Source organism: Glycomyces paridis, from assembly GCF_004912155.1.
GTDB classification, from domain to species: domain Bacteria; phylum Actinomycetota; class Actinomycetes; order Mycobacteriales; family Micromonosporaceae; genus Glycomyces; species Glycomyces paridis.
The window spans coordinates 111,774-136,208 of sequence record NZ_STGX01000002.1; the positions used below are offsets into that span (position 1 = coordinate 111,774).

The window sequence follows — 24,435 nt, forward strand, 5'->3', positions numbered from 1 at the left end:
ACAAACGCAAACACCCGTCACAACCGAACCGCCGCAAGACAACCAAGTCCGACCACCGACCACCACCGCGATCAACTCGAATCACGAGCTCGAACTACGAGGAGGAACCATGAACCGACTGCCGAACGATCCGCGACTGGCACTCATGCTGCTGTCCTCGATCGTCGAACCAGGCGACGCCGACCTCGAGGATCTGATCGAGGAACACGGGGCGGTCGAGACCGTCCGCATGGTCTGGGACGGGACGGTCCCCGACCGTCTGCGGCGCATCACCTGCGCCGCCGTGGCCTGCACGCACGACCCGGCCGAACGCGCCGCCCAGATCGCCTCGGCGACACGCGAGTGCGGCGCCCGGTTCCTCATGCCCGGCGACCCCGACTGGCCCGACCAGCTCCAGGATCTCCTGCTCGTCTGCGACGCGGACGAGCCGCACGTGCGGCCGCCGCGCGGCCTGTGGGTGCGTGGGGAGCACGACCTCGCCCAACTCTGCCGCAGGTCGGTCGCGATCGTCGGATCGCGGGCCGCCACCGAGTACGGCCAGCACCTCGCCGACGACCTCGCGGCGGACCTGACCGAGTCGGGTTGGACGGTGGTCTCGGGCGGCGCCTTCGGCATCGACCGCGCGGCGCACCTGGGGGCGCTGGCCCGCGGAGGCAGCACGGTCTCGGTCCTGGCCTCGGGTGTCGAACTGCCGTATCCGAAGGCGAACCGGTCCATGTTCGACCTCATCGTGCAGCGCGGTCTCCTGGTGAGCGAGTGGCCCCCGGGCGCCTCCGCGATGAAGCACCGCTTCCTCACCCGCAACCGAGTGATCGCCGCTCTGACCGCCGGCACGGTGGTCATCGAGGCCGCCCACCGCTCCGGTGCCCGGAACACCGCTCGGCACGCGGCCGAGCTGGGCCGGGTCCTGATGTTCACGCCGGGCCCGGTGACCTCCTCGCAGTCGGCGGGGACCCATCAACTCGCCCGCGAGCCCTGGGAGGCACGGCTGGTCACTCGGGCCGAGGAGATCATCGAGGACCTCACCGGCATCGGCGGCCCGATGGCCTCCCAACCGCCCACCGAGCGACGCCCGATCGACCGCCTCACCGAAATCGAAGCGCGCCTTGTCGAAGCGCTACCGCGCGGCTACGTGGTCGAAGCCGAACGCCTCGCCGCGGCGGCCGGAGTCCCGGCCGAGACGGCGGCCCTGACCCTCGCGAACCTCAAGCAGAGCGGCTGGGTCGACCAGATCGACAACCGCTGGCGCCTGTCGAGAGGAGGACACCACTGATCCGACCACGAGCACGAGCCCCACCGAGCCAAGCCGGGCAAAGGTAAGCCAACGGGTCCGAGCCGAACCAACCGAACGGAGGCGAGCCGAACCGAACCAGCCGCGCGAGGCTGAGCCGAACGGGACCGAACCGAGCCAAGCAAACGGAGGCGAGCCGAACCAGCCAAACAAGGCTGAACCGAACGGGACCGATTCGAATCAAGCCGAACCGATCAAAACGGGGTCGAGTCGACAACCCCGACAACCGAATACAACCGACCAAGCCCGAACGCAGCCACAAGCAGAGCACCGGGCAGCGCGCAGCATGCAAATCAGGGGTGGGTGGGGAGGGGGCGGGGGGAGGGGGAGTCCCCCAAGGCGAGGCCCGCGATCCAGGGTGAGTCAGTAGTCGGTGATCACAGTGCGGCGGTGTTCGGGTGGGGTGGGTGGGGAGAGGGCGGGGGGAGGCCCCAAGGCAGGGCCCGCGATGCGGGGAGGGTCAGTAGTCGGTGACGACCGTGCGGGGGTATTCGAGTTCGGCTCGGGGGGCCCAGCATTCGTAGACGCCGCGTTCGATGCAGGTCGCGTCGGTCGCCATGATCGCCTCGATGTCGGGGCGGGTCAGGCGCACCCGCACCCAGTCCTCGTTGCGGCCCAGCGCGAGCACTTCGGTATCGCGCCAGTGCGCCAATGTGAGGAACCGCTGCGGCCGGGTCACCGGGCTGCGGCTGACCGCGCCCCGCTCGTACACGGTGAAACCGTGCCCCGGATCGGCGGTGACCGAGACCCTTTCGCCCTCATGGACTCCCATGAGTCCGGCATGGACGGAGGGATCGACGCGGAACAGCGCCCGGCCGGTCTCAAGGCCGGGGATGCGGTTGACGAGGTCGCGGTGGCGGGCGCCGGCCATCCGGTTCCACACGTTGGTCTGCGGCTGGTACTGGAACAGCGCGATCTCGCCGCCGTCGGGCGTGTACGCGAGGATCTCGGCGCGCGCGGTGAGCGGCAGGTCGGCGAGCCCGGCGGTGGCGAACTCGGGGATCAGGTGGCTGCCGCTGGGGAGGAACCCCGTGCCGAGGATCATCGACCCGCGCCGCTCGCGCCCGGGGACGCCGACCAGGCCGGGGAAGTTCGCCGCCTCCGTGCTGAGGTAGTCGCCGGCGCCGATCGCCTTCCAGCGCAGGGCGAACGCGGTGTCGCGCACATCGTCGGGGTCGCCGGCGAGGACGACTCGGTCGTCGGGGGTGCGCAGGTGGGCCACGTCGAACTCGCGGAAGCACACGCCGCCGACGAGCGGCGCCGAGGTCAGCTGCCGGGCGACCTGGTGGCGGCTGAGCGGCTTGACCATGCGCGTGCCGGGGGTGATGAACGCGGTTGCACGCACGGCCGCGACGAGTGCCCGCTCGACGGGGCCGATGCGCGGGTTCTGGCTGTAGCGGTGGACGGTCTCGGCATCGGCCCCGGGCATGACCGGGACCGACACCGGCGCGACTCCGGCGAGGAGCAGTTCCCCGCCGTCGCTGGCGACCTCGGAGGCGTGCACGTACCGGTGGAAGGCGCCGCCGCTCGGGTGGAAGCCGGGTTCGCGACTGTCCGAGTAGATCTCGAACGCGGCGCCGCCGGTGATCGCGCGCGCCCGGTACCGCCTGTCGTTCCAGACGATCTCGGTGGTGCCGGTGGACGCGGCGGGTGGGGCCTGCATGACGCTGAGTTTACGGAGATCGGTGAACATCAGGGTGAACCGAAGGTGAACTCCCGCCGCCGGACCCCGCCCGAGCTGGGCTCACACAGTCTCTGTGACCTTCTTGAGACCTCTTGGCGCGTCGGGGTTCTCGCCGCGCTCGATGGCGAGATTGAGCGAGAGTTGTTGGAGCGGAAGGATGTCCAGAAGGGCCGCGAGGCGCTCGTCCACCGCGGGGGTGGCGAGGCGGGCGCTCTGGCCGGGGACGTCGGCGGCGCCGACGACGACCACGTCGGCGCGCTGCTTGCCGAGCTGGGTGAGGACGTTCCACATCGCGTGGCCGCCGGGGCCGGAGCCGACGACGGCGAGGACAGGGACGCCGGGGTCGGTCATGGCGAGGGGCCCGTGGAGGAGGTCGGCGCCAGAGAAGGCCAGCGACGGCAGGTAGGAGGTCTCCATGAGCTTGAGCGCGGTCTCGCGCGCGGTCGGGTACGCGTAGCCGCGGCCGGTGGTCACGAAGCGGGAGGCGAAGCGGTAGCGGCCGGCGAGCTCGGCAGCGCCGGAGTGCTCCAGGACGTGCTGGGCGAGCTCGGGGAGTTTGTCGAGCGCGGAGGCCTCGGCTGCTTCGAGGCGGCCGGTGCCGGTGCGGATGCCCTCGATGAGGAGCAGGAGGGTGAGGAGCTCGGCGGTGTAGGTCTTGGTGGCGGCGACGGCGCGTTCGTGTCCGGCGCGGACGTCGAGGTGGAGTTCGGCCTCGCCGGCGAGGCGGGAGTCGGGGTTGTTGGTGACCGCGAGGGTGAGGGCGCCGGAGGCGCGGGCGGCGGCCACGACCTGCGCGAGGTCGGGGGAGCCGCCGGACTGGGAGACGGCGATGACGAGGCTGTCGGACCAGTCGGGGCGGGCGTCGTAGACGGTGACGACCGAGGGGCTGGCGAGGCTCGCGGGGAGGCCGAGGCGGATCTCGGTGAGGTAGGCCGCGTAGAGGGCCGCGTGGTCGGAGGTGCCGCGGGCGGTGAACACGACCGACCGGGGCCTGCGCTCGGCGATGACCGCCGCGATCTTGGCGATCTCGGCCGCGCCGTGGTCGAGCAGGCCGCGGAACACGTCGGGCTGCTCGGCGATGTCGGCGGCCATGCCCGCACCGGGGCGATCGGCGGCGATCTCGTCGGCGGCGCCGACCTGGGGCTGGTTCACGGGACGCTCCTTGTGCGACGGGGACCTCTGAAGACGGGACCTGTAAATATTAAATAAACCTTCATAATGAAGGGTAGTCGACCCCTTCCCGGCGCGTCCACCGCCGTTCCCATTTCGAGCGGCGCCGCCGCGGCGCGTCGGAGCGGCCCGGCGCCGAGCGGACGCGGAGCGGGGAGGTCCGCCCCGGGCGGGGCGGGCGCCCCCTCCGACGGCGCCCCCTCCAACACTGCTCCGAGTTCACGCCGCCGTCAACGCCCTCGGGGTCCTCGCGCAGGTGCCGGTAAGGTTGACCCCTGCATTCCCGACCGACCAAGGAGGAGCCATGGCGAAAGCAGCTCGCAAGCGCAAGTCGCGTAAGAAGAAGTCCGCGAACCACGGGAAGCGGCCGAACAGCTAGCGCGTGGCGGGGCAGGCGGCCGCGCCGAGACTGCCCCGCGATCGCACTGGTCGATCCCGGACACGAACGAGACTGGCCCACATGACCGAAGCGCCGCGCGAAGCGCGCGACCAGCAACAGCCGAGCACCCGCGAGCGGATCCAGCAGACCGCGATCGCGCTCTTCAGCGAGCACGGCTACGAACGCACCTCCCTGCGGGAGATCGCCGAGCAGCTCGGCGTCACCAAAGCCGCCCTGTACTACCACTTCAAGACCAAGGAAGACATCGCGGCGAGCTTCTTCGAGTCCTACGCCGCCGACGTCGACCGCATCTGCGAATGGGGCGACACGCGTCCGCGGGACCTCGAGACCCGGACGGAGCTGCTGCGCCGCTACGAGGAGACCATCAGGTCCCACGTGCCGGTGCTCAAGTTCATGCAGAGCAACCAGGCCGCGCTCACGCGCCTGGACCGCATGTCGGTCTTCCGCATGCGCCAGCGCCGCCTGCACGCGCTCCTCATCGAGTCCGACGACCCGCTCACCCACCGCCTGCGGGCGTGGGACGCGATCACGACGCTGTACAGCGCGTGGATCACCTATCCGCGGATCGACGACTCCGAGCAGGAGATCCGGGAGGCTTCACTCCAGATCTCCATCAGTCTGCTCCAGGCCAACGCCGCCGAGTCCTCGGCCGCGTAGGGCCGTGCCGCTGGGCGCGGTCGGGCCCGGTCAGCGATCGCGTTCGGCGACTTCGCCGAAGAGCTCGCCGACCTGCTCGATCGCGCTGAGCTTGCGGCGCAGGCGCTCCTTGACCTCGTCGGGCGCGGTCTCCTTGCTGCAGCAGCGGTGGACGATGGTGCGCACCTCCTGCTCGATGCCGTACTCGGAGAGGCACGGGGAGCATTCTTCGAGGTGGTCGCGGATCACCGTGCGGCGGACGTCGGAGCACTCTTCGTCGAGGTAGAGGTAGACCTCTTCGAGGACTTCCCGGCAGTCGAGCTTGGGCTTCTCCGGTTCGGGAGCGGTCACTGCTGTACCTCCCGTGCGTGCGACAGGCCGCGGTCGGCGGCGTACGAGCTGAGCAGCTGGCGCAGTTGGCGCCGGCCCCGGTGGAGGCGGGACATGACGGTGCCGATCGGGGTTCCCATGATGTCGGCGATCTCCTTGTAGGAGAAGCCTTCGACGTCGGCGAGGTAGACGGTGAGGCGGAAGTCCTCGCCGAGGCGCTGGAGGGCGTCCTTGACGTCGGAGTCCGGCAGGTGGTCGAGGGCCTCGGTCTCGGCGGAGCGCAGGCCGGTGGCCGAGTGGGATTCGGCGTCGGCGAGCTGCCAGTCGGTGATCTCGTCGGTGGGCGAGGTCAGGGGCTGGCGCTTCTTCTTGCGGTAGGTGTTGATGTAGGTGTTGGTGAGGATGCGGTAGAGCCAGGCTTTGAGGTTGGTGCCCTCGCGGAACTGGTGGAACTTGGAGTAGGCCTTGAGGTAGGTCTCCTGGACGAGGTCTTCGGCGTCGGCGGGGTTGCGCGTCATGCGGAGGGCGGCGCCGTAGAGCTGGTCGAGCAGGGGCATGGCGTCGCGTTCGAACCGCTCGCGCCGCTCCTGGGTGTTCTCGCCGCCTGCCTCGGTCACCGTCTCCCTCTCGTCGCCGGTCAGTCCCGAGCCTACGGCAGGGGTGCGGGCGAGGTCGGGGGAAATGCGTGCGGCGGTGACGCCGCCGACGCCGTCGGGAGTGGCGGTGCGGCTGAGGGCCGCGGGCCATTCGGGCCCGTTCAGCAGGGCGGCCAGTCGTTCGTCCTCGCGTCCGCGGAGGGTGGTCGTCATGTGCGGTGCGCTCCTTACCGGCCTTGTGCTGGGCCCGCCGGCCTCCCGCGGTGGCGGGGGCGTGTCGCGGCGAGCCGAGTGGTGCGGCTCGACCGGTGCAACGTCGGGGGGCGGTGGATCATTCCGCCGGTGGCGAAACGGCGTGAGTCGTCTCGGCCACAGCGGTGGAGCGGGTGGAGTCGGGCGAGGTGTACGAATTTCGGGAAATCACACGAAATCATTACTTTGCGGAGGGAAGCGGTAACTTTCGGTGTGAGTGGTCGTTATCGTGGTTGGACCCGGAAGGGTCTTGATCGCGCCGGGTGACCGGCGCGTGAACTCCCAGTACCTGCCCCGGGCCGGCGGACTTGACACCGCCGCCGGTCCGGGGAGGCTGCGGTCCTCCCCCGATCCCCCCATTTGGACGCCGAGAAGCCGCGACGTCGCCCGCAGGGCGGTCGCGGCCGTCGGTGCGGCGGGTCGCTACGCGCCCACGGCGAGGGGGTTGATGTCCTTCCAGACCTCGATCATGGCCCGGCGTTCGCGGGGCGCGGTGTTGCCCCAGACGCCGTGGCGGTCGCGGGCTTCGAGGGCGCGCACGAGGCAGGGCGTGCGCACCGGGCAGGCGGCGCACATGGCGAGGGCGGCGTCGATGGGTTCGCGGGGTTCGGGGTACATGACGTCGGGCTCGGCTTCGGCGCAGTTGCCGCGGCGCAGCCAGTCGTCGCCGCTCATCCGGTAGGCGCCTCTGATGATCTCGTTGCGGTATTCGGCGGCATCGAGCAGCCGGGGGTCCATTCGGGCTCGGGCCACTTCCTCGGGGCGGATTCGCCGCATTGCTACCTCCCTGTTCCGTTCCGCCGCCGACCCTTCCGGTGTCGACGCCGCGACTCCTGAAGCGATTCCCGTCGGTCAGCGGCGGCTTGTACACGAAAGACCGACGACTTGGGGTACAGATACCGATGCGGCATAGTGATTGAGTTCACATTCCCGGAAGGGTCCGGGCACCGTCCTCCTCGTCGATCGGGCGGACCAGTTCGGGGCCCTCGTTGGCGGCCCGGCCGACCGCGCGGCTCACCTTGCGGATCTCAAGCTCCTCGGGCAGCGACGCGGCGGGCCCGGCGAGCAGTTCGCCGACGTCGGCGTCCTCCTCCCCCAGCCAGGCCGCGTACCGCTCGGGCGGCAGCACGTAGGGCATCCGGTCGTGCACCGACTCCATTGCCTCGCCCATGGCCGGGCAGGTGAGGACCGTGAAGGTCATCAGGCTGAGGTCCTCGGCGCCTTCGGCGCGGGCCTCGCGCGGGCGCCAGGTCTCCCACAGCCCCGCGAAGACCACGCCGCCGGGCCGGGTGAAGAAGTACGGCTGCTTCCCGCCGCCGGGGAGCTTGCGCCACTCGTACCAGCCGTCGGCCGGGACGAGGGCGCGGCGCGAGGCGAACGGGCGCTTGTACGCCCGGGAGGTCGACACGGTCTCGATGCGCGCGTTGAACATGCGGGCGCCGATCGCCGGATCGGAGGCCCACGGCGGCACCAGGCCCCAGCGGGCCATCTCCACGACGCGCTCGTCCCGGGACTTCGAGCGGCGGACCACGGGGGCGAGGGTCGTGGGCGCGATGTTGTACCGGGGATCCCAAGCTCCGGCTATGAGGTCGGCGGCGTCGAACAGGGCCGCCATGCTGGGGCTCGACTTGCTGTTGGCATACCTTCCGCACATGCCCACACCGTAACCCGCGCCACCGACAGCGCGAATCGTCAATTCCGGGCGGGCCGGGCGCCACCCCGGTGCGCCGACGCTCCGGCCCGCGACCCGCAGGCCTCTAGACTGGGCCCCGTGAACGCAACCGCCGCCCCCGAGAAGCGCCGCTGGACCGCCACGTACGCCGAGACCGAGCTCGACGCGGTCGTGCGCGTGCCCGGCTCGAAGTCGATGACCGCCCGCGCGCTCATCCTCGCCGCGCTCGCCTCCGGCCCCTCCGCGATCCACCGCCCCCTCATCGCCCGCGACACCCTCCTCATGGTGGAGGGCCTGCGCGCGATCGGCGTCGGCGTCGACACCGCCGACGACGCCCTGTGGACCGTCACGCCCCCGGCGGGCGGCGCCTTCGCGGGCGGCACCGCCGTCGACTGCGGGCTCGCCGGGACCGTCATGCGGTTCCTGCCGCCGGTCGCGGCCCTCGCCGACGGGCCGGTGGCCTTCGACGGCGACCCCCACGCCCGCAACCGGCCCAACGACGGCGTCATCAAGGCCCTGCGCGACCTCGGCGTCGGCATCGAGGACGGCGGGCGCCTCGCGCTGCCGTTCACCGTCAACGCCGCCGGGCGCGTCGCCGGCGGCGAACTCGCCGTGGACGCCTCCAAGACCTCCCAGCTCGTCAGCGCCCTCCTCATGGCCGCGCCCCGGTTCGAGCACGGCCTGGACCTGCGCCACACCGGCGACCGTCCCGTCCCCAGCCGCCCCTACCTCGACATGGTCGTCCAGATGCTCCGCGAGGCGGGCGCCGAGGTCGACGACTCCGAGCCGAACCGCTGGCGCGTCGCACCCGGCGAGCTCAAGGGCCGCGAATGGGTCATCGAACCCGACCTCCAGAACGCCGCCCCGTTCCTCGTCGCCGCCGTCGCCGCCGGCGGGCGCGTCACCGTCGAAGGCTGGCCGACCGAGACGGCCCAGGCCGGCGACCGCATCCGCGACGTGCTCGCCCAGCTCGGCTCGCGCGTCGAATGGAGCCGCGGCGGCCTCACCGTCGTCGGCGCCCCCGACCCGATCCCGGTCGAACTCGACCTCGCCGACGCCGCCGAGCTCACCCCCGCCCTCGCCGCCCTCTTCGGCGTCAACCGCGGGCCCTTCACCGTCCGCGGCGTCGCCCACATCCGCGGCCACGAGACCGACCGCGTCGCCGCCCTCGTCGCCGAACTGCGCGGCATCGGCGCCGACGTCGACGAGTTCGAGGACGGCTTCCGCGTCAACAAGGGCGGCAGCCGGTCCGGCACCTGGAAGACCTACGCCGACCACCGCATGGCCCACGCCGGCGCCGTCGCCGGACTGGTGATCCCCGGCCTCGTCCTCGACGACGTCGCCTGCGTCTCCAAGACCTGGCCCGACTTCGCCGAAGCCTGGGAGCGCGCCGTCCTGCACGGCGGCGACCGACCCGCAGAGGAGACTGAGGCCTAGTGCCGCAACCGGACTGGGACGCCGAGGACGAGGACTGGGACGAGGACGACGTGCGGGTCAGGCCCACGCGCCGCTCCCGCCCCCGCACCAAGATCCGCCCCAAGCACGAGCACGCGCAGGAGGGCTTCGTCGTCGCCGTCGACCGCGGCCGCTACACCTGCCTCGTCGACGGCGCCCAGGTCACGGCCATGAAGGCCCGCGAACTCGGCAAGCAGTCCATCGTGGTCGGCGACCGCGCCGCCCTCGTCGGCGACCTCACCGGCGCCCCCGGCACCCTCGCCCGCGTCGTCAGGATCGAACCGCGCCACGGCGAACTGCGCCGCTCGGCCGACGACGAGAACGCCAACGAGCGCCTCGTCGTCGCCAACGTCGACCAGCTCGTCGTCGTCGCCAGCCTCGTCGACCCGCCCCTGCGCTACGGCTTCGTGGACCGGTGCCTCGTCGCCGCCTACGACGCCGCCGTCGCCCCCGTCCTCTGCCTGACCAAGAACGACCTCGCCCCCGCCAAGGTCGAAGAGGTCCGCGCCTACTACTCCCAGCTCGACCTCACCATCACCACCACCCGCCCCGACGAGCCCCTCGACGGACTCGTCGCGCTCCTGGCGGGCAAGGAGAACGTGTTCTTCGGCCACTCCGGCGTCGGCAAGTCCACCCTCATCAACCGGCTCGTCCCCGGCGCCGGGCGCGCCGTCGCCGAAGTCCGCGCCATCGGCAAGGGCAGCCACACCTCCACCAGCACCGTCGCCCTCGAACTGCCCGCCGGCGGCTGGGTCATCGACACCCCCGGCGTGCGCTCCTTCGGCCTCGCCCACGTCACCGCCGACTCGATCCTCAAGGCCTTCCCCGAACTCGAAGCGGTCGCCCGCGACTGCCCCCGCGGCTGCACCCACACCCCCGAGATCGGCGACTGCGCCCTCGACGCCGCCATCGGCCCCGACGACCCCCGCGCCGGACGCCTCGCCTCCTTCCGCCGCGTCCTCGCCTCGCTCCACGAATCCGACGCCAAGAACTGAACGGCCCCTTGTTCACCTGGTCGTCGCCTCGCTGGACGGCGGCCCCGGACGCGGCCTCAGTAGGATGAGGTCATGCCCACCTCCAGCTACAACGACGACCTCGGCCTCGCGCACCTGCTCGCCGACAGCGCCGCCCAGATCGGCACCAGCCGGTTCAGGGCCTCCGACCTGCGAGTCTCCTCGAAACCGGACATGACCGAGGTCTCCGACGCCGACACCACCATCGAGGAGGTGCTGCGCTCGACCCTCGCGCGCGCCCGGCCCCGCGACGGCATCTTCGGCGAGGAGTACGGCGACAACCCCGGGGCCTCCGGCCGCAAATGGGTCATCGACCCGATCGACGCCACCCGCAACTACGTGCGCGGCGTACCGATCTGGGCCACCCTCATCGCCCTGTTCGACCGCGGCGAACCCGTCGTCGGCGTCGTCAGCGCCCCCGCCCTGCACCGCCGCTGGTGGGCCATGAAGGGCGCCGGCGCCTTCGCCGGACGCGACCAGCGCGCCGGCAAGCGGATCCAGGTCTCCAAGGTCGCCAAGCTCGCCGACGCCTCGGTGAGCATCTCCTCCATCACCGGCTGGACCAAGCTCGACCGCCAGGGCGCCATGCTCGGCCTCCTCCACGAGGCCTGGCGCGAACGGGGCTTCGGCGACTTCTACTCCTACTGCCTCCTCGCCGAAGGCGCGCTCGACATCGCCGCCGAACCCGAAGTGGCCCTGTGGGACCTCGCGCCCCTCGCCCTCATCGTCGAAGAGGCCGGCGGCACCTTCACCGACCTGCGCGGACGGCCCGGCCCCGACGGCGGCACCGCCCTCGCCACCAACGGGCTCCTCCACGAGCAGGCCCTCGAGCGGCTGAAGATCCGCGAGACGTAACAGCGGCGGACATGCCGAGGGGCGCGGCCGATCGGGCCGCGCCCCTCGCTCTCCTCATCTTCGATGACCGAAGCCGATGCCGCGCCTCAGGCGCCCTTGGCGGCCTCCGCCAGGAACCGCAGGTGCTCGCCGCGCTGGTGGATGCCGCCGCCCTCGTGCTTGTTCCAGGGCCACACGGTGATCCGCTTCTCGCCCTGCCAGCGGTTGTAGGCCGCGAACACCGTCGAGGGCGGGCAGATGTCGTCCATCAGGCCCACCGAGTACAGCGCCGGGACGGTGCCGCGCGCGGCGAAGTTGACGCCGTCGAAGTAGTCCAGGGTCGCGAAGACCCGGTCCTCGCGCAGGCGCTGGCCCGAGAGGAACTCGACGATCTCCTGGTAGGGGAACGCGTCGGTGATCGTCACCGCACGGCGGAAGTAGGTCAGGAACGGCACGTCGATCATCGCGCCCGCGAGGTCGCCGCGCAGGCCGCCGACCGCCTGGGCGATACCGCCGCCCTGGCTGCCGCCCGCGACGACGATCCGGTCGGGGTCGATGCCCTCCAGGGACTTCGCGACGTCGACCGCGCGGTGGGCGTCGGTGAACACGCGCCGGTAGTAGTAGTGCTCGGGGTCTTCGAGGCCCTGGGTCATCCAGCCCTTGTTCGTCGGCCCGGTCGTCCCGTACGGGTCGCCGGTGTCGCCGGGCTGCCAGTTGCCGTAGCCCTGGCCGCGGGTGTCCATGACCAGGTGCGCCCAGCCCGCAGCGGGGTAGGTGGTGTGCGCCCACGGGAAGGACCGACCGCCGGAGTAGCCGATGTACTCGACCACGCACGGCAGGGGGCCCTCGACGCCCTTGGGCTTGACGAGCCAGGCCTTGATCGGGTCGCCGCCGAAGCCCGCGAAGACGAGGTCGTGGACCTCGACGGTCACCAGGTCGGTCTCGTGCGGGGTGAGCCTGACGTCGAGGTCGCGCTCGCCGGCCTCGGCGAGCGTGGACTTCCAGAACTCGTCGAAGTCGGCCGGTTCGGGCACGTCGGGCCGGTACTCGCGGAGCTGTTCCAGGGGGAGGTCGAAAAGAGCCATGAAGAGTTTGTAGCACGACCCAACAAATAAGTCCACATTCAGGAACACGTTTTCCAGGCCTCGCGACGAGCCTACCGGAAACGACGCCGCGGCGCCAGATCGACACGGAGCGTTGATATGTGGCTTTCGAGCGTTATGTGGTAGACAGGGGGAAGCGCGCTCCTCCGAGATTCCCCGGAAATCGCCAGCGCAATCGGTTGCCATCCTTCTCGAAGTCCGATAACATATCGAGACATTTCAATGTATTCCCAGCAAAAGCCGGGAATGCGAACAATCCGACAATCGAGAGGAACGACAACGTGAGCGCCAACCCGGCAGTTCCGCGCATCAAGCGGCGCGTGCTCCTGGCCTCCGGCGCGGGCGCCGCGGCGGCCGCCAGCGGCCTCGGCGTGTGGGCCTCCCAGCACGCCAGTGCGGCGACCGACGAGGGCGCGGCCGCGTCCGACGTCGGCGTAGCCCAGGCCGTCGTCGGCTGGGCGAGCCTGAACGGGGGCGTCTCCGGCGGCTCCCAGCAGGTCGAGGTCTCCAGCGCGAGCGACTTCCTGTCCGCGATCGGCGAGGGCGGCCTCATCGTGCGCCTGAGCGGTTCGATCAGCATCTCGGGGATGAACGACGTCGCCTCCGACACGACGGTGATCGGCGCTTCGGGCGCTCGGATCACCGGGGGCGGCCTCGACGTCTCGGGGCAGTCGAACGTCATCATCACCAACCTGACCTTCGACGACTGGGACGACGACGCGATCAACGTCCAGCAGGAGTCGACGAACATCTGGGTGCACCACAACACCTTCGGCGTCGGCTACGACGGCTGCGTGGACGTCAAGCGCGGTTCGGACTACGTGACCGTGGCGTGGAACCGGTTCGACGGGCACGACAAGAACATGCTCCTGGGGCACTCGGACGACAACGGGAGCCAGGACGAGGGGCACCTGCGGGTGACCTACCACCACAACTTCTTCAACGGCACGAACCAGCGCAACCCGCGCGTGCGCTTCGGCGAGCAGGTCCACGTCTTCAACAACTACTACAAGGACGTGGGCTCCTACGGGATCGCGACCACCGAGGACGCGGGCGTCATCGTGGAGGCGAACTACTTCGAGAACGTCGACGAGCCGACGCACATCGGCGAGGGCTCATCGAGCGACGGGCGCCTGGTCGAGTTCGACAACGTGCTCGACAACTCCGGCAAGATCCTCACGAACGGGTCGGTGAACACCGATCTGCCGTACGGCTACTCGGCGGACCCGGCCGATCAGATCCCGGGGATCGTGGAGGGCGGCGCCGGGGCGGGCTAGTCACGCCCGTATCAGCGCTTGCCACACGCACGACGGGGCCGACGAGACATCGTCGGCCCCGTTGCTTTCTATTTTGGACCGAGGTCTTGCAAACGCTGTCCCTGGCGGTTTACCGTCAACATCGAGATCCTTCAATACGTTGGGTCTCCCCCTCCATCGAAAGGGTCGATCTCATGGACCGCAAGCAGACCAGACGCGGATTCTGGAAGGTCGTCGGCCTCACCGCCGCCGTGCCCGTGGCCGCCTCCGCCGGACTGTGGACCGCCGCCTCGGCACAGGCGGTCACCCCCGGCACCTGGTACTACATCAAGTCCCGCCACTCCGGCCTCGTCCTGGACGTGCTCAACCTGAGCACCACCGGCGGCGCCGAGATCATCCAGTACACCCAGACCGGCGCGAACAACCAGCAGTTCCGCTTCGTCGACAGCGGCGGCGGCTACTACCGCATCCAGGCCAGGCACTCGAACATGGTGCTCGACGTGTGGGAGTGGAACGCCGCCAACGGCGCCACCATCGCGCAGTGGAACGACCTCAACGCCGACAACCAGCAGTGGCAGGTGACCGAGTCCGGCGGCTACGCCACCTTCGTGAACCGCTTCTCCGGCAAGGCCCTCGACGTCTGGGAGTGGTCGACCACGCCCGGTTCGCGGATCTCCCAGTACGACTACCTCAACGGCTGGAACCAGCAGTGGCAGCTCGTGCCGGCCAGCGGCGGCGGCACCCCGACCACCGGCCTGGTCGGCTGGGCGACCCAGAACGGCGGCACCACCGGCGGCGGCAGCGCCTCGGCGACCACCGTGACCTCCGCGTCGGCGCTCTCCTCGGCCGTCAGTGGCTCCTCGGCGAGGGTGGTCCGCGTCAGCGGCACCATCAACGTCTCGGGGATGATCAACGTCGGCTCCAACGTCACGATCGTCGGCAACTCCGGCGCCCAGATCACCGGCGGCGGCTTCCACCTCAGCGGCTCGCGCAACGTCATCATCCAGAACCTGCGCTTCAACAACTGGTCCGACGACGCGATCAACATCCAGGACGGCTCCCAGAACATCTGGGTCGACCACAACACCTTCGGCACCGGCTACGACGGCTCGTGCGACATCAAGCGCGAGTCCGACTTCGTCACGGTCTCCTGGAACCGGTTCAACGGCAGCGACAAGAACATGCTGCTGGGCCACTCCGACGACCACACCGCCGACATCGGCAACCTGCGCGTGCCCTACCACCACAACTTCTTCAACGGCACCCAGCAGCGCAACCCGCGCGTGCGCTTCGGCGAGCCGGTCCACATCTTCAACAACTACTACTACGACATCGGCGACTACGGCGTCGCGACCACCATGAACGCCGGCGTCATCTTCGAGGGCAACTACATCGAGAACACCGACTCCCCCACCGAGATCGGCCAGGGCGACTCCGCGGGCGGGCGCATCGTCTCGCGCAACAACCACCTGGTGAACTCCGGGACGCCGGTCTCCAGCGGCTCCGTAGCGAGCGTGCCGTACTCGTTCACGCTCGACACGCCCTCCAGTGTCAAGTCGATCGTGACCGGCGGCGCCGGCGCGAGCTAGCAGAGGAAAAGGCCCCGTGTCCGAAAGGACACGGGGCCGCATCGCTCACCGCCTGCTGCGGCGGACCGAGTCCCTGCGGTACCAGCCGTACTCCTGGACGGTGTTCGGGAAGTACGACCACGGGAGTGCGCCGACATGGCCGTCCACGGCCCGGAACTGCTCGACGGCCTCGCGGTGGCGGCCGAGCAGGTTGAGGACGTACGCGAGGACGTGCCTGACCTGGATCACGGTGCGCGGGTAAGCGTCAGGGCAGGCCGCTAGCTCCGCGAGGCACGCGTCGACCGCGGCCTCCACCTGCGGCGTGCGGTACTCGCGGCCCGACGGGATGTAGTGCTCCTCGAACGCGGCGACCAGGGGCAGCACGTTGAGGAACGACCCCTGCGGCGCCGCCGACGCGGCCTCGGCGGCGAAGGCCCGCGCCTCGTCGTCAGAGCCGAACCACTTGGCGCACTTGTACTGGAGCATCGACAGATGACCCTCGAACCCGTGCGGGTGCAGGGCCGTGAACCCCTTCCAGAGCGCCTCCGTGCGCCGGTGCGGCCAGCCGCGGCTGCGGGCGACGCGGAGCATGCGCTCTTTCCCGGTGGGGTCGAGCGGGTCGGCGGCCACGGCGGCGTGCATGTGCGCCTCGGCGGCGGCCATCTGCTCGGTGAACCCTGACCGCTGGCCCTGCGTCAGGTACCTGGCCCGGGAGGCGCCGCGCAGCTGCCAGGCGAAGCGCATGGTGCGCTCGGCGCGGACCAGCAGCGGCGCGAAGCCTTCAGGTTCGGCCCGCTCCCAGTCCGCCAGCCAGGTCTGGTCCTTCAGCGAGGACTCGGCCATGAGCACGAGCGCATGCGAACGCCGCTCCCACTGGCCGAGCGTGTCGGCGAAGAGGGCGGCGAGCGCCCGCCAGTCCCGGTCCGCGACCGCCGCCTCGACAGCGGCGTCGAGCGGGCACGGGGCCTCGAACCGCTCCTCGTCGGTGTCGCGCAGGCGCACGAAACCGCGCAGCGGGCGAGGCTCGTAGCCGGGGCTCAGCCAGGGCGGCTCGGGGTAATAGCCCTGGTAGCGGCGCGTCGCCGCGTTGACGGCATCCTTCCCCCTGAAGACGGCGACGGCGCCGAGATGGAAGAACTTGGGGATGTTGGACAGGCGCGAGGCCATGGCGGACCTTTCGGGAGGGGTTCAGCGGCGGCCGCTGCGGCGCACTGAATCGCGGCGGTACCAGCCGTACTCCTGGGGCGGGTTGGGGCAGTAGGTCCAGGGGAGGGCGCCTATGTGGCCGTCGATCGCCTTGAACTGCTCGGCGGCCTCGCGGTGGCGGCCGAGGCGGTTGAGGAAGTAGGCGAGGAGGTGGCGGACCTGGAAGACGATGTCCGGGTCCGCGTCCGGACCGGTCTTGACTTCGAGGAGGCAGGCCTCGACGGCGGCGTGGACCTGGGGGGTGCGGTAGGCCCGGGCGCCCTCAATCCCGTGCTCCTCGAAGGCGGCGATGAGCGGGAGGACGGCCAGGAACGAGCCCTCCGAGGCGTTCGCTGCGGCGGCCGCGGCGAAGGCGCGCGCCTGCTCGTGCGAACCGCGCCATTTGGCGCACCAGTACTGGAGGGCCGCGAGGTGGCCGTGGAAACCGTGCGGGTGGCGGGTCGCGAACTCCTTCCACAGGCCTTCGAAGGCCTCCCGGGACCAGCCGCGGCCCATCGCGACGGGCATCGTGAACTGGAGCGGGGTCGGGTCCTCGGGCGCGGCCGCGACCGCCTGCTCCATGTGGTGCTCGGCGAGCGCGATCCCCTCACGGAAGCCACGGATCTGGTCCTCGTCGAGATACTTGGCGCGTCGCGCGCCGCGTACCTTCCACGCGTGCAGGACCGTGCGCTCGGCGCGGACGAGCGTCACCCCCGGGCTGCCCGGCTCGGCGACCTCCCAGGCCTGGAGCCACGACTCGTCCTCGACGGCCGCATTCGCGATGCGATGGGCGACACGGGATCTGCGATCCCAATCGCCCCAGGTCGCGGCTAGGAGCGAGGTAAGCGCGCTCCGGTCGCCGGAGGCGGCGGCCCCCTCGATCGCCAGCTCGGTCTCGTCGGCGGGCATGTGGCGTTCGGTGTCGAGCTCCGCCAGCGGGGTGAACCCGGGGAGCGGACGGGGCTCGTACGTCGCCGGCAGCTGAGGAGGGTAATAGCCTTGAAATTTTCGGACGGCCACGGAGGACGCCTCGTCGCCACGGCACAAATCGACCGCGACGAGGTACGCCAACTGAAGGGGTTTGGGCATATGGCGGATCATTCGAACCTCTGTTGTAGGGGGGACCCGCAAGATAACAGGCGCCCCTTGGACATCGGTTGCCCGCCTGGTGAGCCGCGGACTCCCCTGGGGATTCCGCGGTTGGAGAAGGGTGGTCCGGAGTGCGCGGCGAGTCGCTGGCCGAGGCCATTCGTTCGCTCGCCCTGCACAGTTACGGCTCGCAAGCGTCGCCGAGGCCGCGGAAGGGCCTTTGCATACCGGTGTCGTATGCAAAGGCCCGACAACGCGGCGAGCGGGCGAATGGACCGGTCAGCGGCCGTTGCGCACTCCGGACGACCCCCTAGGCCCAGGGGAGGCCGAGTTCTGAGAAGAGGCGGCCTTGGCGGGCGGCGTCCTCTACGGCCTGATCGGCTCCCTTGAGGATGGTGACGGGGTCGTCGCCGACGCGGTCGAGGTGGTCGGCGTCGATGAGGCGGGGGATCGGGTCGCTCAGGACTCGTTCGAGGACGCCGGTGAAGGTCTTGGCGCGGCGCAGGCCGGAGATGAGGCCGACGCCTCTGCGGCGGTGGGCGAGGAGGTTGTCGAGGAGGTCGGTGCGCCCGTACCGGGTCGGCTCGGTCTCGCCGGGGAGCAGGAGGCGGTCGGTGGGGTACTGGAACCAGGCCTCCCCTTCGGTGCCCTTGACGTACACGTCGCCTTCGATCTTGCGGTCGCCGCAGACGGTGACGGCGACGGTGATGCGGACGCCGTTCTTGTTGACCGCGCGCCACACCGCGGTGTCGTCCACTTCGATCTCCGAACGCGTGCGCAGGCGCTCCAGTTCGATGTCGCCGTCCAGCGGCCAGTCCCCCGCCAGCGCGATGACCTCCTGCGAGGCGTGCGCGAACGGGTTCGCAAGGGCGCCGTCGGCGATGAGGACGCCGTTCGCCTCGCGCTTGCCCGCCCACGGGGAGCGGCGGTAGTAGGAGTCGGGGCGCTGCCAGGACCCGGCGACGGCGACGGACTCGACCTCGCCGAGGCGCCCGGCCTCGATCGCGTCGCGCAGGGCGTTGAAGGCGTGGGAGCCGAGGGCCTGGAAGCCGACCTGGACGTTGCGGCCGGTCTCGGTCATGACGTCGTAGAGGCGCGCGTACTCGTCGAGGTTGGCGACGGGGGGCTTCTCCAGGTAGACGTCGGCGCCGTGGCGCATCGCGGCGCTGGCGATGGGCAGGTGGGTGGGGGGCGGGGTGGCGATGATGACGACGTCGGGGTCGGCGGCGTCGAGCATCGCCCGGTAGTCGTCGAAGACGGGGGTGTCGCCGATGGGGATCTGCTCGTCGACGTGGATGTCGGCGGTGTCGCAGATGGCGACGAAGTCGATCTCGCCGCTGCGGCGGCGCGGTTCGAGGTTGTGGCGGTGGTGCAGGCCGTAGCCGTTGGCGCCGACGAGGGCGATGCGCGGGGGGCGGGTCTCGGTCACAGGTGCTCCAGGGTGGTGGCAACGCCGTGCCGGTCGAGTTCGCGCAGCCATTTGGCGGCGGCCCGGCGCAGCTGGTGGTCGTCGGCGACGTGTTCGGGGACGATCTGGCGGATGCCGAGGATCGCGTCGATTCTCGCGGCCGGGTTGGATCCGGCGGCGGCGAGGCTCTGGCGCAGGACGTCCTTGAGGGGGTCGTCGAGCGGCAGTTCGGCGTCAGTGTCGGCGGTGCCGGCGCAGAAGCGGGTCCAGGCGGCGAGGGGCAGCGCGATGAGGTCGCGGTCGACGCCGGCGTCGGCGAGGTCGGCGACGGTGGCGAACAGGCGCTGCGGGAGCTTCTGGGAGCCGTCCATGGCGATCTGGATGCAGCGGTGCCGGATGCCGGGGTTGGCGAAGCGTTCGAGGACGCTCTCGCCGTAGGCGATGGTGTCCTGGCCGTCGGGCGGCGTGAAGCTCGGTGCGATCTGCTCGGCGATGAGCCAGCGCGCGAAGTCCTCGGCGCCGGGCAGGGCGAGGGTGTCGCCGATGGTCTCGGCGCCGGCGAGCGCGCCGAGGTAGGCGAGTGTGGAGTGGACGCCGTTGAGGGTGCGCAGTTTCAGGCGTTCCCATCCGGCGACGTCGTTGGTGAAGGTGGCGTCCCAGTCGGGGCGCGGCCCGGCGAAGTCGTCTTCGATGACCCACTGGCTGAACGGTTCAGCCTCGACGGCGGCCCGGTCTTGGACGCCGAGTTCGAGGAAGGCGCGCTCGTAGGTCGCCGGGGTGGAGGCCGGGACGATCCGGTCGACCATCGAGGAGGGGAAGGCGACGTTGGCGTGGGCCCAGGCGCGGGTGCGGTCGTCGAAGAGCGGTTCGACGGCGGCGCGGGTGGTCTTGCCGTTGTCGGGGAGGTTGTCGCAGCACAGGACGGTGAGCGGCGGGCCGCCGCGGGCGGCGCGGCGGGCGATGCCCTCGGCGAGGAGCCCGGGGACCCCGCCGGGGTCGGTGTAGGCCTTCTCGGTGACGGTGAGGGTGACGACGTGGGTGGTGTCGGCGGCGAGGAGGTCGAGGGCGCGTTCGCGTTCGGAGGCGATGTGGAGGGTGTCCACGATCGAGCCGACCACGCGCATGGAGACGCCTTCGGGTCCGAGCGTGGCGACGGAGTAGAGGCCGTCCTGTTCGGCGAGGGCGTCTATGACGCCGCGCGAGTTGGGGGCGGCGACGGTGATGCCCCAGTCGGTGTCGTCGGTGTAGACGGCCTGGTGGGCGCGGTGGAAGGCACCGGCGCCGATGTGGAGGATGCCGGAGGTCTGGGGGCGGTCCCCGGGGACGGTGACGTCCCCGGGGAGCCGCTTGACGTTCTCGTTGCTCAGGCGCTCCATGCGGGCCCGTTCGGGAAGGAGAACTCGGCGATGGACTCGGGCTTGAGTTCGACCGAGTAGCCCGGCTGCGTGGGGAGCCGGTAGCGGCCGTCCACGACGGTGACGGGGTCGGTGTAGTGCTCGTGCAGGTGGTCGACGTACTCGATCATGCGGCCCTCCAAGGTCTTCCCGACTCGAAGGTATTCGAACATGCCGAGGTGCTGCACGTATTCGCAGAGTCCGACGCCGCCGGAGTGCGGGCAGACGTCGACGCCGTGCTTGGCGGCCATGAGGAGGGTGGCGAGGACCTCGGGGATGCCGCCGACGCGGCAGGCGTCGATCTGGCAGACCTTGATGGCCTCGGCCTGGAGGAGCTGCTTGAAGATGACGCGGTTGGCGGCGACCTCGCCGGTGGCGACGCGGATCGGGGCGACGGCCTTGGCGATCTTGGCGTGGCCGAGGATGTCGTCGGGGTGGGTGGGCTCCTCGATCCAGTAGGGGTCGAAGGCGGCGAGGTGCTTCATGTTCTCGATCGCCTCGGGGACCGACCAGATCTGGTTGGCGTCCATCATGAGGAGGCGGTCGGGGCCGAGGACGTCGCGGATGATGCCGGCGCGGCGCACGTCGTCGGCGACGTCGGGCGATCCGACCTTCATCTTCGCGGCGGTCCAGCCTTCGGCCACGGCCTGCTCGGTGAGGGCGCGGACCTTCTCGTCGGAGTAGCCGAGCCAGCCCACGGACGTGGTGTAGGCGGGGAAGCCGTCGGTCTCCAGGACCTTCAGGCGGTCCTCGTAGCCGATGCGGCCCGCTTCGAGGATCGCGACGGCCTCGTCGTAGGTGAGCTCGTCCTCGATGTGGCGGTAGTCGATCTGGGCGGCGAGTTCGGCGGAGTCCATCTCGGCGAGCAGGCGCCACATGGGCTTGCCTTCGAGTCGGGCGCGCATGTCCCACACGGCGTTGACGATGGCGCCGACGGCCATGTGGGTGGCGCCCTTCTCGGGTCCGAGCCAGCGGATCTGCGGTTCCTGGACGATCGAGCGGGAGAACTCGACGGGGTTCGCGAAGATCTCCTCGACGGTCTTCCCCTCGACCAGGTGGGCGTAGGAGCGCACGGCCCGGGCGACGATCTCGGTGCCGCGGCCGCCGGTGAAGGTGAAGCCGGTGCCGGTGGGGCCGCCGTCGGTGTGGAGTTCGACGTAGCAGGCGGAGTAGTCGGCGCGGTTGATCGAGTCCGAGCCGTCGCCGGCGGTCGCGGTCGGGAACCGCACGTCGTGGACTTCGAGGCGTTCGATCTTGGTCGGCACTTACTTTTCCAATCCGTAGATTTTGCGAGGGAGATTGTAGGCGAGGTCGACGGCGACGTCGGCGGCTTCGGCGTCGGTCATGCGGTGCTCGGCGACTAGGCGGGCGAGGTAGGCGGCGTCGATGCGGCGGGCGAGGTCGTGGCGGGCGGGGATGGAGCAGAACGCTCGGGTGTCGTCGACGAACCCGGCGGTGTTGTAGAAACCGGCGGTCTCGTGGACGGCCTCCCTGAAGCGGCGCATGCCTTCAGGGGAGTCGAGGAACCACCAGGGCGCGCCGAGGAACACCGAGGCGTAGCCGCCCGCGAGGGGCGCGAGCTCGCGGCTGAAGACCGTCTCGTCCAGGGTGTAGAGCACGATGCGGAAGCGCGGGTGGTTCCCGAAGGCGTCCAGGAGCGGCTTGAGCGCCCGCGTGTACTCGGTGGCGTTGGGGATGTCGCCGCCGACGTCGCGGCCCCAGCCGGCGTGCAGCCACTCGTTGTGGTTCCGGTTCGACCCGGGGTGGAGCTGCATGACCAGGCCGTCTTCGACGCTCATGCGGGCGAACTCGACGAGCATGAGCCCGGGGAAGCGGAGGATCTCGGCCTCGTCGGCCTCGCCCGCGAGGGCCCTGGCGTAGATCTCGGCGGCGGCCTTCGGGTCGTCCTCGGTGTAGGCGGTGAGGTTGCCGTGGTCGGTGCAGGTCGCGCCGGCCGCGATGAAGTCGCGGCGGCGCGAGCGCAGCGCGGTGAGGAAGCCGTCGAAGGTCGCGGTGTCCTCCCCGGTGAGCTCGGCGAGGGCCTCGACGCGGTCGTGCCAGCCGGGCCAGCCGGGCTCGACGAGGTTGTCGGGCCGGAAGGTCGTGACGACCTTCCCGCCGCGCCCGCCCCACGCGCGCCCGTCGGCCGCGGTCTGGGCGGCCAGGGCGGCGTGCGGCTCCAGGGAGTCCACGGGGGACTCGGTGGTGGCGAGGACCTCGATGTTGAAGCGCTCGAACAGGGCCCGGGGCCGGTAGGCCGGTTCGGCGAGGCGCGCCGAGAGGTGGTCGTAGAACTCGTCGGCGGTGTCGGGCCCGAGTTCCTTGTAGATCCCGAAGACCTCCGCGAAGGTGTGGTCGAGCCACAGCTTCGAGGGGGTGCCGCGGAAGAGCCGGTAGTGCTCGGCGAAGCGGCCCCAGATCGTGCGCCCGTCGATCTCGGAGGGCTCGCCGCGGACGGAGGCCACGCCGAGCTCGCCGGGGGTCACGCCCTGGCTGTAGAGCATCCGGGTGAGGTAGTGGTCGGGGACGACGAAGAGGCGGGCCGGGTCGGGGAACGGGAGGTTCTCGGCGATCAGGCGCGGGTCGACGTGCCCGTGGGGGCTCAGCAGCGGCAGGTCGGCGGTCTGCCGGTGGAGCTCGCGGGCGATGGCGCGGGTGCGCTCGTCGGCGGGGAAGAGGCGGTCGGGGTGGAGGGTCATGCGGCGTCCCGTTTGATGAGGTCTGCGACGGCAATCGATTGCCCACTGGCGATCGACGCGTTGGCCGCCAGGCCCGCGGCCAGCGCGTTCACGCCGTCCTGGGCGTTCGCGGAGCGGGCGTGGGGGTCGGTGTCGCCGTCGAAGAGGACGCCGAGCATCCGGACGTCGCCGCCGCCGTGCCCGGAGCGGTTGTACTCGCCGAGGTCGATGCGGGTGGGCTTGGTCCAGAAGGGGTGGAGGGTGAGCTCGTAGTGGCCCTCTTCGGGGGCGGCGTGGGTGCCGTGGACGCTGGCGCCGTTGGGGCCCTTGAGGGCCGGGTTGACGTGGTCGTTCTCGACGACGAGGAGTTCGAGGCGGCCCTGGGTGCCGTTGAAGTGGACCCGGTAGCCCTCCCAGGGCGAGTACGCCGTGAGGCGGTAGGAGAGGGTGACGCCGGAGTCGTAGTCGATGAGGGCCATCATGTCGTCGTAGATGGTGATGCCGGGGGCGAACACGGACTGGTCCCTGATGTAGCCGTCGGCGTCCTCGGCGTCGAGGTAGAGGGTCTTGAGGGTGTCGCTCTCGGCCATGTGGAGGGCGAAGGGGTCGTCGGAGGCGAGGTCGGAGCCGTGGACGCGGTCGTAGCCGCGGTCGTGGCCGTTCGCTTTGCCGTTCTCGCCGTAGAAGGCGAGCTTGCCCTTGGCGAAGGCGCTGACGGGCGCCGCGTCGAGCCACCAGTTGACGAGGTCGAAGTGGTGGCCGGACTTGTGGACGAGGAGGCCTCCGGAGTTGGCGGCCTCGCGGTGCCAGCGGCGGAAGTAGTCGGCGCCGTGGCGGGTGTCCAGGAGCCAGTCGAAGCCCACGGAGGTGATCTCGCCGATGGCGCCGTCGCGGAGGAGTTCGGCGACCTTCTCGTGGAGGGGGTTGTAGCGGTAGTTGAAGGTGACGGTGACCGTGCCCTTGGAGCGGGCTTCGGCGTCGAGGATGGCGGTGGCGGCCTCGGCGGTGGTGGTCAGCGGCTTCTCGGAGATGACGTCCTTGTCCGCGGCGAGGGCGGCGAGGATGTACTCGTGATGGGTGGCGTCGACCGAGGTGACGATGACGGTGTCGGGGTCGGTCTCGGCGAGGAGGCGGTCGAAGTCGGCGGCGGCGTAGGCGGCCGGGGCGGGCAGGCCCGCGGCTTCGACGGCGGCGGCGTGGTGCGCGATCCGCTTGGGGTTCGTGTCCGCCAGTGCGACGAGTTGCGCTTTGTCACCTCGCTCGATGATCGCGTTGACGTACATCGTGGCGCGTGAGCCGGTCCCGACGATGGCATAGCGATGCGACGTGCCTGACATGTGACTCCTTCGTCTGCGAGGTTCTGGTAAACGCTATCTGAGAACCTCGCGGCAGGCAAGACCCGGTCCCGGCACTCGGGCCGG

At 70.7% G+C, this 24,435-nt stretch carries 22 protein-coding genes; 8 read left to right on the forward strand and 14 right to left on the reverse strand.

The genetic code is table 11. The annotated features are described in order from the left end of the window. The first annotated feature begins 109 nt into the window (after positions 1-109). Positions 110-1,273 (forward strand): DNA-processing protein DprA, encoded by a 1,164-nt coding sequence (gene dprA / locus E9998_RS02615; RefSeq protein WP_136528157.1) that lies wholly within the window; start codon positions 110-112, stop codon positions 1,271-1,273. A 478-nt stretch (positions 1,274-1,751) separates the two neighbouring features. Here the strand turns inward: dprA and E9998_RS02620 are convergent, their stop codons facing one another. Both E9998_RS02620 and E9998_RS02625 read right to left on the reverse strand, forming a co-directional pair. After that, positions 1,752-2,954: a hypothetical protein gene (locus E9998_RS02620; protein WP_136528158.1), complete on the reverse strand. Its 1,203-nt coding sequence runs from the start codon at positions 2,952-2,954 to the stop codon at positions 1,752-1,754. 81 nt (positions 2,955-3,035) lie between these two features. Next, positions 3,036-4,067, reverse strand: coding sequence for an SIS domain-containing protein (locus E9998_RS02625; RefSeq protein WP_136528443.1), 1,032 nt, complete (start codon positions 4,065-4,067; stop codon positions 3,036-3,038). A gap of 382 nt (positions 4,068-4,449) precedes the next feature. Here E9998_RS02625 and E9998_RS26995 point away from each other — a divergent pair, with 382 nt between their 5' ends. Further along, a complete protein-coding gene (locus tag E9998_RS26995) occupies positions 4,450-4,524 on the forward strand; it encodes a 50S ribosomal protein bL37 (RefSeq protein WP_373897052.1) in 75 nt (24 codons plus the stop codon). A gap of 81 nt (positions 4,525-4,605) precedes the next feature. Further along, positions 4,606-5,202 carry a TetR/AcrR family transcriptional regulator gene (locus E9998_RS26655; RefSeq protein WP_136528159.1) on the forward strand — a complete coding sequence of 199 codons (597 nt, stop codon included), beginning with the start codon at positions 4,606-4,608 and terminating at the stop codon, positions 5,200-5,202. A gap of 30 nt (positions 5,203-5,232) precedes the next feature. On the opposite strand, the gene rsrA is transcribed toward E9998_RS26655, so the two are convergent. The 4 genes from rsrA to E9998_RS02650 all read right to left on the reverse strand — a co-directional run bounded on the left by rsrA (position 5,233) and on the right by E9998_RS02650 (position 8,013). Beyond that, the gene (rsrA, locus tag E9998_RS02635) at positions 5,233-5,532 is read right to left on the reverse strand and encodes a mycothiol system anti-sigma-R factor (protein ID WP_136528160.1); all 300 of its coding nucleotides are present in this window, start codon (positions 5,530-5,532) and stop codon (positions 5,233-5,235) included. Continuing rightward, entirely contained in the window at positions 5,529-6,320 is a 792-nt protein-coding gene (locus tag E9998_RS02640; RefSeq protein WP_136528161.1) for a sigma-70 family RNA polymerase sigma factor, read from the reverse strand. The genes rsrA and E9998_RS02640 overlap by 4 nt, the downstream gene beginning before the upstream one ends. Positions 6,321-6,782: 462 nt before the next feature. Continuing rightward, positions 6,783-7,136, reverse strand: coding sequence for a WhiB family transcriptional regulator (locus tag E9998_RS02645; protein WP_136528162.1), 354 nt, complete (start codon positions 7,134-7,136; stop codon positions 6,783-6,785). A 145-nt stretch (positions 7,137-7,281) separates the two neighbouring features. Next, a complete protein-coding gene (locus E9998_RS02650) occupies positions 7,282-8,013 on the reverse strand; it encodes an SOS response-associated peptidase (protein WP_136528444.1) in 732 nt (243 codons plus the stop codon). Between the two features lie 117 nt (positions 8,014-8,130). On the opposite strand from E9998_RS02650, the gene aroA reads away from it, so the two are divergent. From aroA to hisN, 3 genes are all read left to right on the forward strand, one after another. Continuing rightward, positions 8,131-9,468, forward strand: a complete 1,338-nt coding sequence (gene aroA / locus E9998_RS02655; protein WP_204745212.1) for a 3-phosphoshikimate 1-carboxyvinyltransferase — start codon at positions 8,131-8,133, stop codon at positions 9,466-9,468. Beyond that, positions 9,468-10,481, forward strand: a complete 1,014-nt coding sequence (gene rsgA, locus E9998_RS02660; RefSeq protein ID WP_136528163.1) for a ribosome small subunit-dependent GTPase A — start codon at positions 9,468-9,470, stop codon at positions 10,479-10,481. Before aroA ends, rsgA begins: the two co-directional genes overlap by 1 nt. Before the next feature lie 72 nt (positions 10,482-10,553). Continuing rightward, complete coding sequence (gene hisN, locus E9998_RS02665; RefSeq protein ID WP_136528164.1) at positions 10,554-11,354, forward strand: histidinol-phosphatase; 801 nt, start codon at positions 10,554-10,556, stop codon at positions 11,352-11,354. Between the two features lie 86 nt (positions 11,355-11,440). On the opposite strand, the gene E9998_RS02670 is transcribed toward hisN, so the two are convergent. Then, a complete protein-coding gene (locus E9998_RS02670; protein WP_136528165.1) occupies positions 11,441-12,418 on the reverse strand; it encodes an acetylxylan esterase in 978 nt (325 codons plus the stop codon). A gap of 299 nt (positions 12,419-12,717) precedes the next feature. Between E9998_RS02670 and E9998_RS02675 the strand changes: the two genes are divergently transcribed. Both E9998_RS02675 and E9998_RS02680 read left to right on the forward strand, forming a co-directional pair. After that, positions 12,718-13,713, forward strand: coding sequence for a pectate lyase family protein (locus E9998_RS02675; protein WP_136528166.1), 996 nt, complete (start codon positions 12,718-12,720; stop codon positions 13,711-13,713). A gap of 173 nt (positions 13,714-13,886) precedes the next feature. Beyond that, positions 13,887-15,281 (forward strand): pectate lyase family protein, encoded by a 1,395-nt coding sequence (locus E9998_RS02680; RefSeq protein WP_136528167.1) that lies wholly within the window; start codon positions 13,887-13,889, stop codon positions 15,279-15,281. Between the two features lie 45 nt (positions 15,282-15,326). On the opposite strand, the gene E9998_RS02685 is transcribed toward E9998_RS02680, so the two are convergent. From E9998_RS02685 to E9998_RS02715, 7 genes are all read right to left on the reverse strand, one after another. Then, on the reverse strand, positions 15,327-16,427 hold the full coding sequence (locus tag E9998_RS02685) for a hypothetical protein (RefSeq protein WP_136528168.1): 1,101 nt from the start codon (positions 16,425-16,427) through the stop codon (positions 15,327-15,329). A gap of 21 nt (positions 16,428-16,448) precedes the next feature. Then, entirely contained in the window at positions 16,449-17,534 is a 1,086-nt protein-coding gene (locus E9998_RS02690; RefSeq protein WP_136528169.1) for a hypothetical protein, read from the reverse strand. Between the two features lie 310 nt (positions 17,535-17,844). Continuing rightward, on the reverse strand, positions 17,845-18,963 hold the full coding sequence (locus tag E9998_RS02695; RefSeq protein ID WP_158299671.1) for a Gfo/Idh/MocA family protein: 1,119 nt from the start codon (positions 18,961-18,963) through the stop codon (positions 17,845-17,847). After that, the gene (locus tag E9998_RS02700) at positions 18,960-20,318 is read right to left on the reverse strand and encodes a mannitol dehydrogenase family protein (RefSeq protein ID WP_136528171.1); all 1,359 of its coding nucleotides are present in this window, start codon (positions 20,316-20,318) and stop codon (positions 18,960-18,962) included. The genes E9998_RS02695 and E9998_RS02700 overlap by 4 nt, the downstream gene beginning before the upstream one ends. Further along, positions 20,306-21,601 carry an enolase C-terminal domain-like protein gene (locus E9998_RS02705; protein WP_136528172.1) on the reverse strand — a complete coding sequence of 432 codons (1,296 nt, stop codon included), beginning with the start codon at positions 21,599-21,601 and terminating at the stop codon, positions 20,306-20,308. The genes E9998_RS02700 and E9998_RS02705 overlap by 13 nt, the downstream gene beginning before the upstream one ends. After that, positions 21,602-23,035, reverse strand: coding sequence for a glucuronate isomerase (uxaC, locus tag E9998_RS02710; protein WP_136528173.1), 1,434 nt, complete (start codon positions 23,033-23,035; stop codon positions 21,602-21,604). Continuing rightward, positions 23,032-24,351, reverse strand: a complete 1,320-nt coding sequence (locus E9998_RS02715; RefSeq protein ID WP_136528174.1) for a Gfo/Idh/MocA family protein — start codon at positions 24,349-24,351, stop codon at positions 23,032-23,034. The genes uxaC and E9998_RS02715 overlap by 4 nt, the downstream gene beginning before the upstream one ends. Positions 24,352-24,435 lie beyond the last annotated feature (84 nt).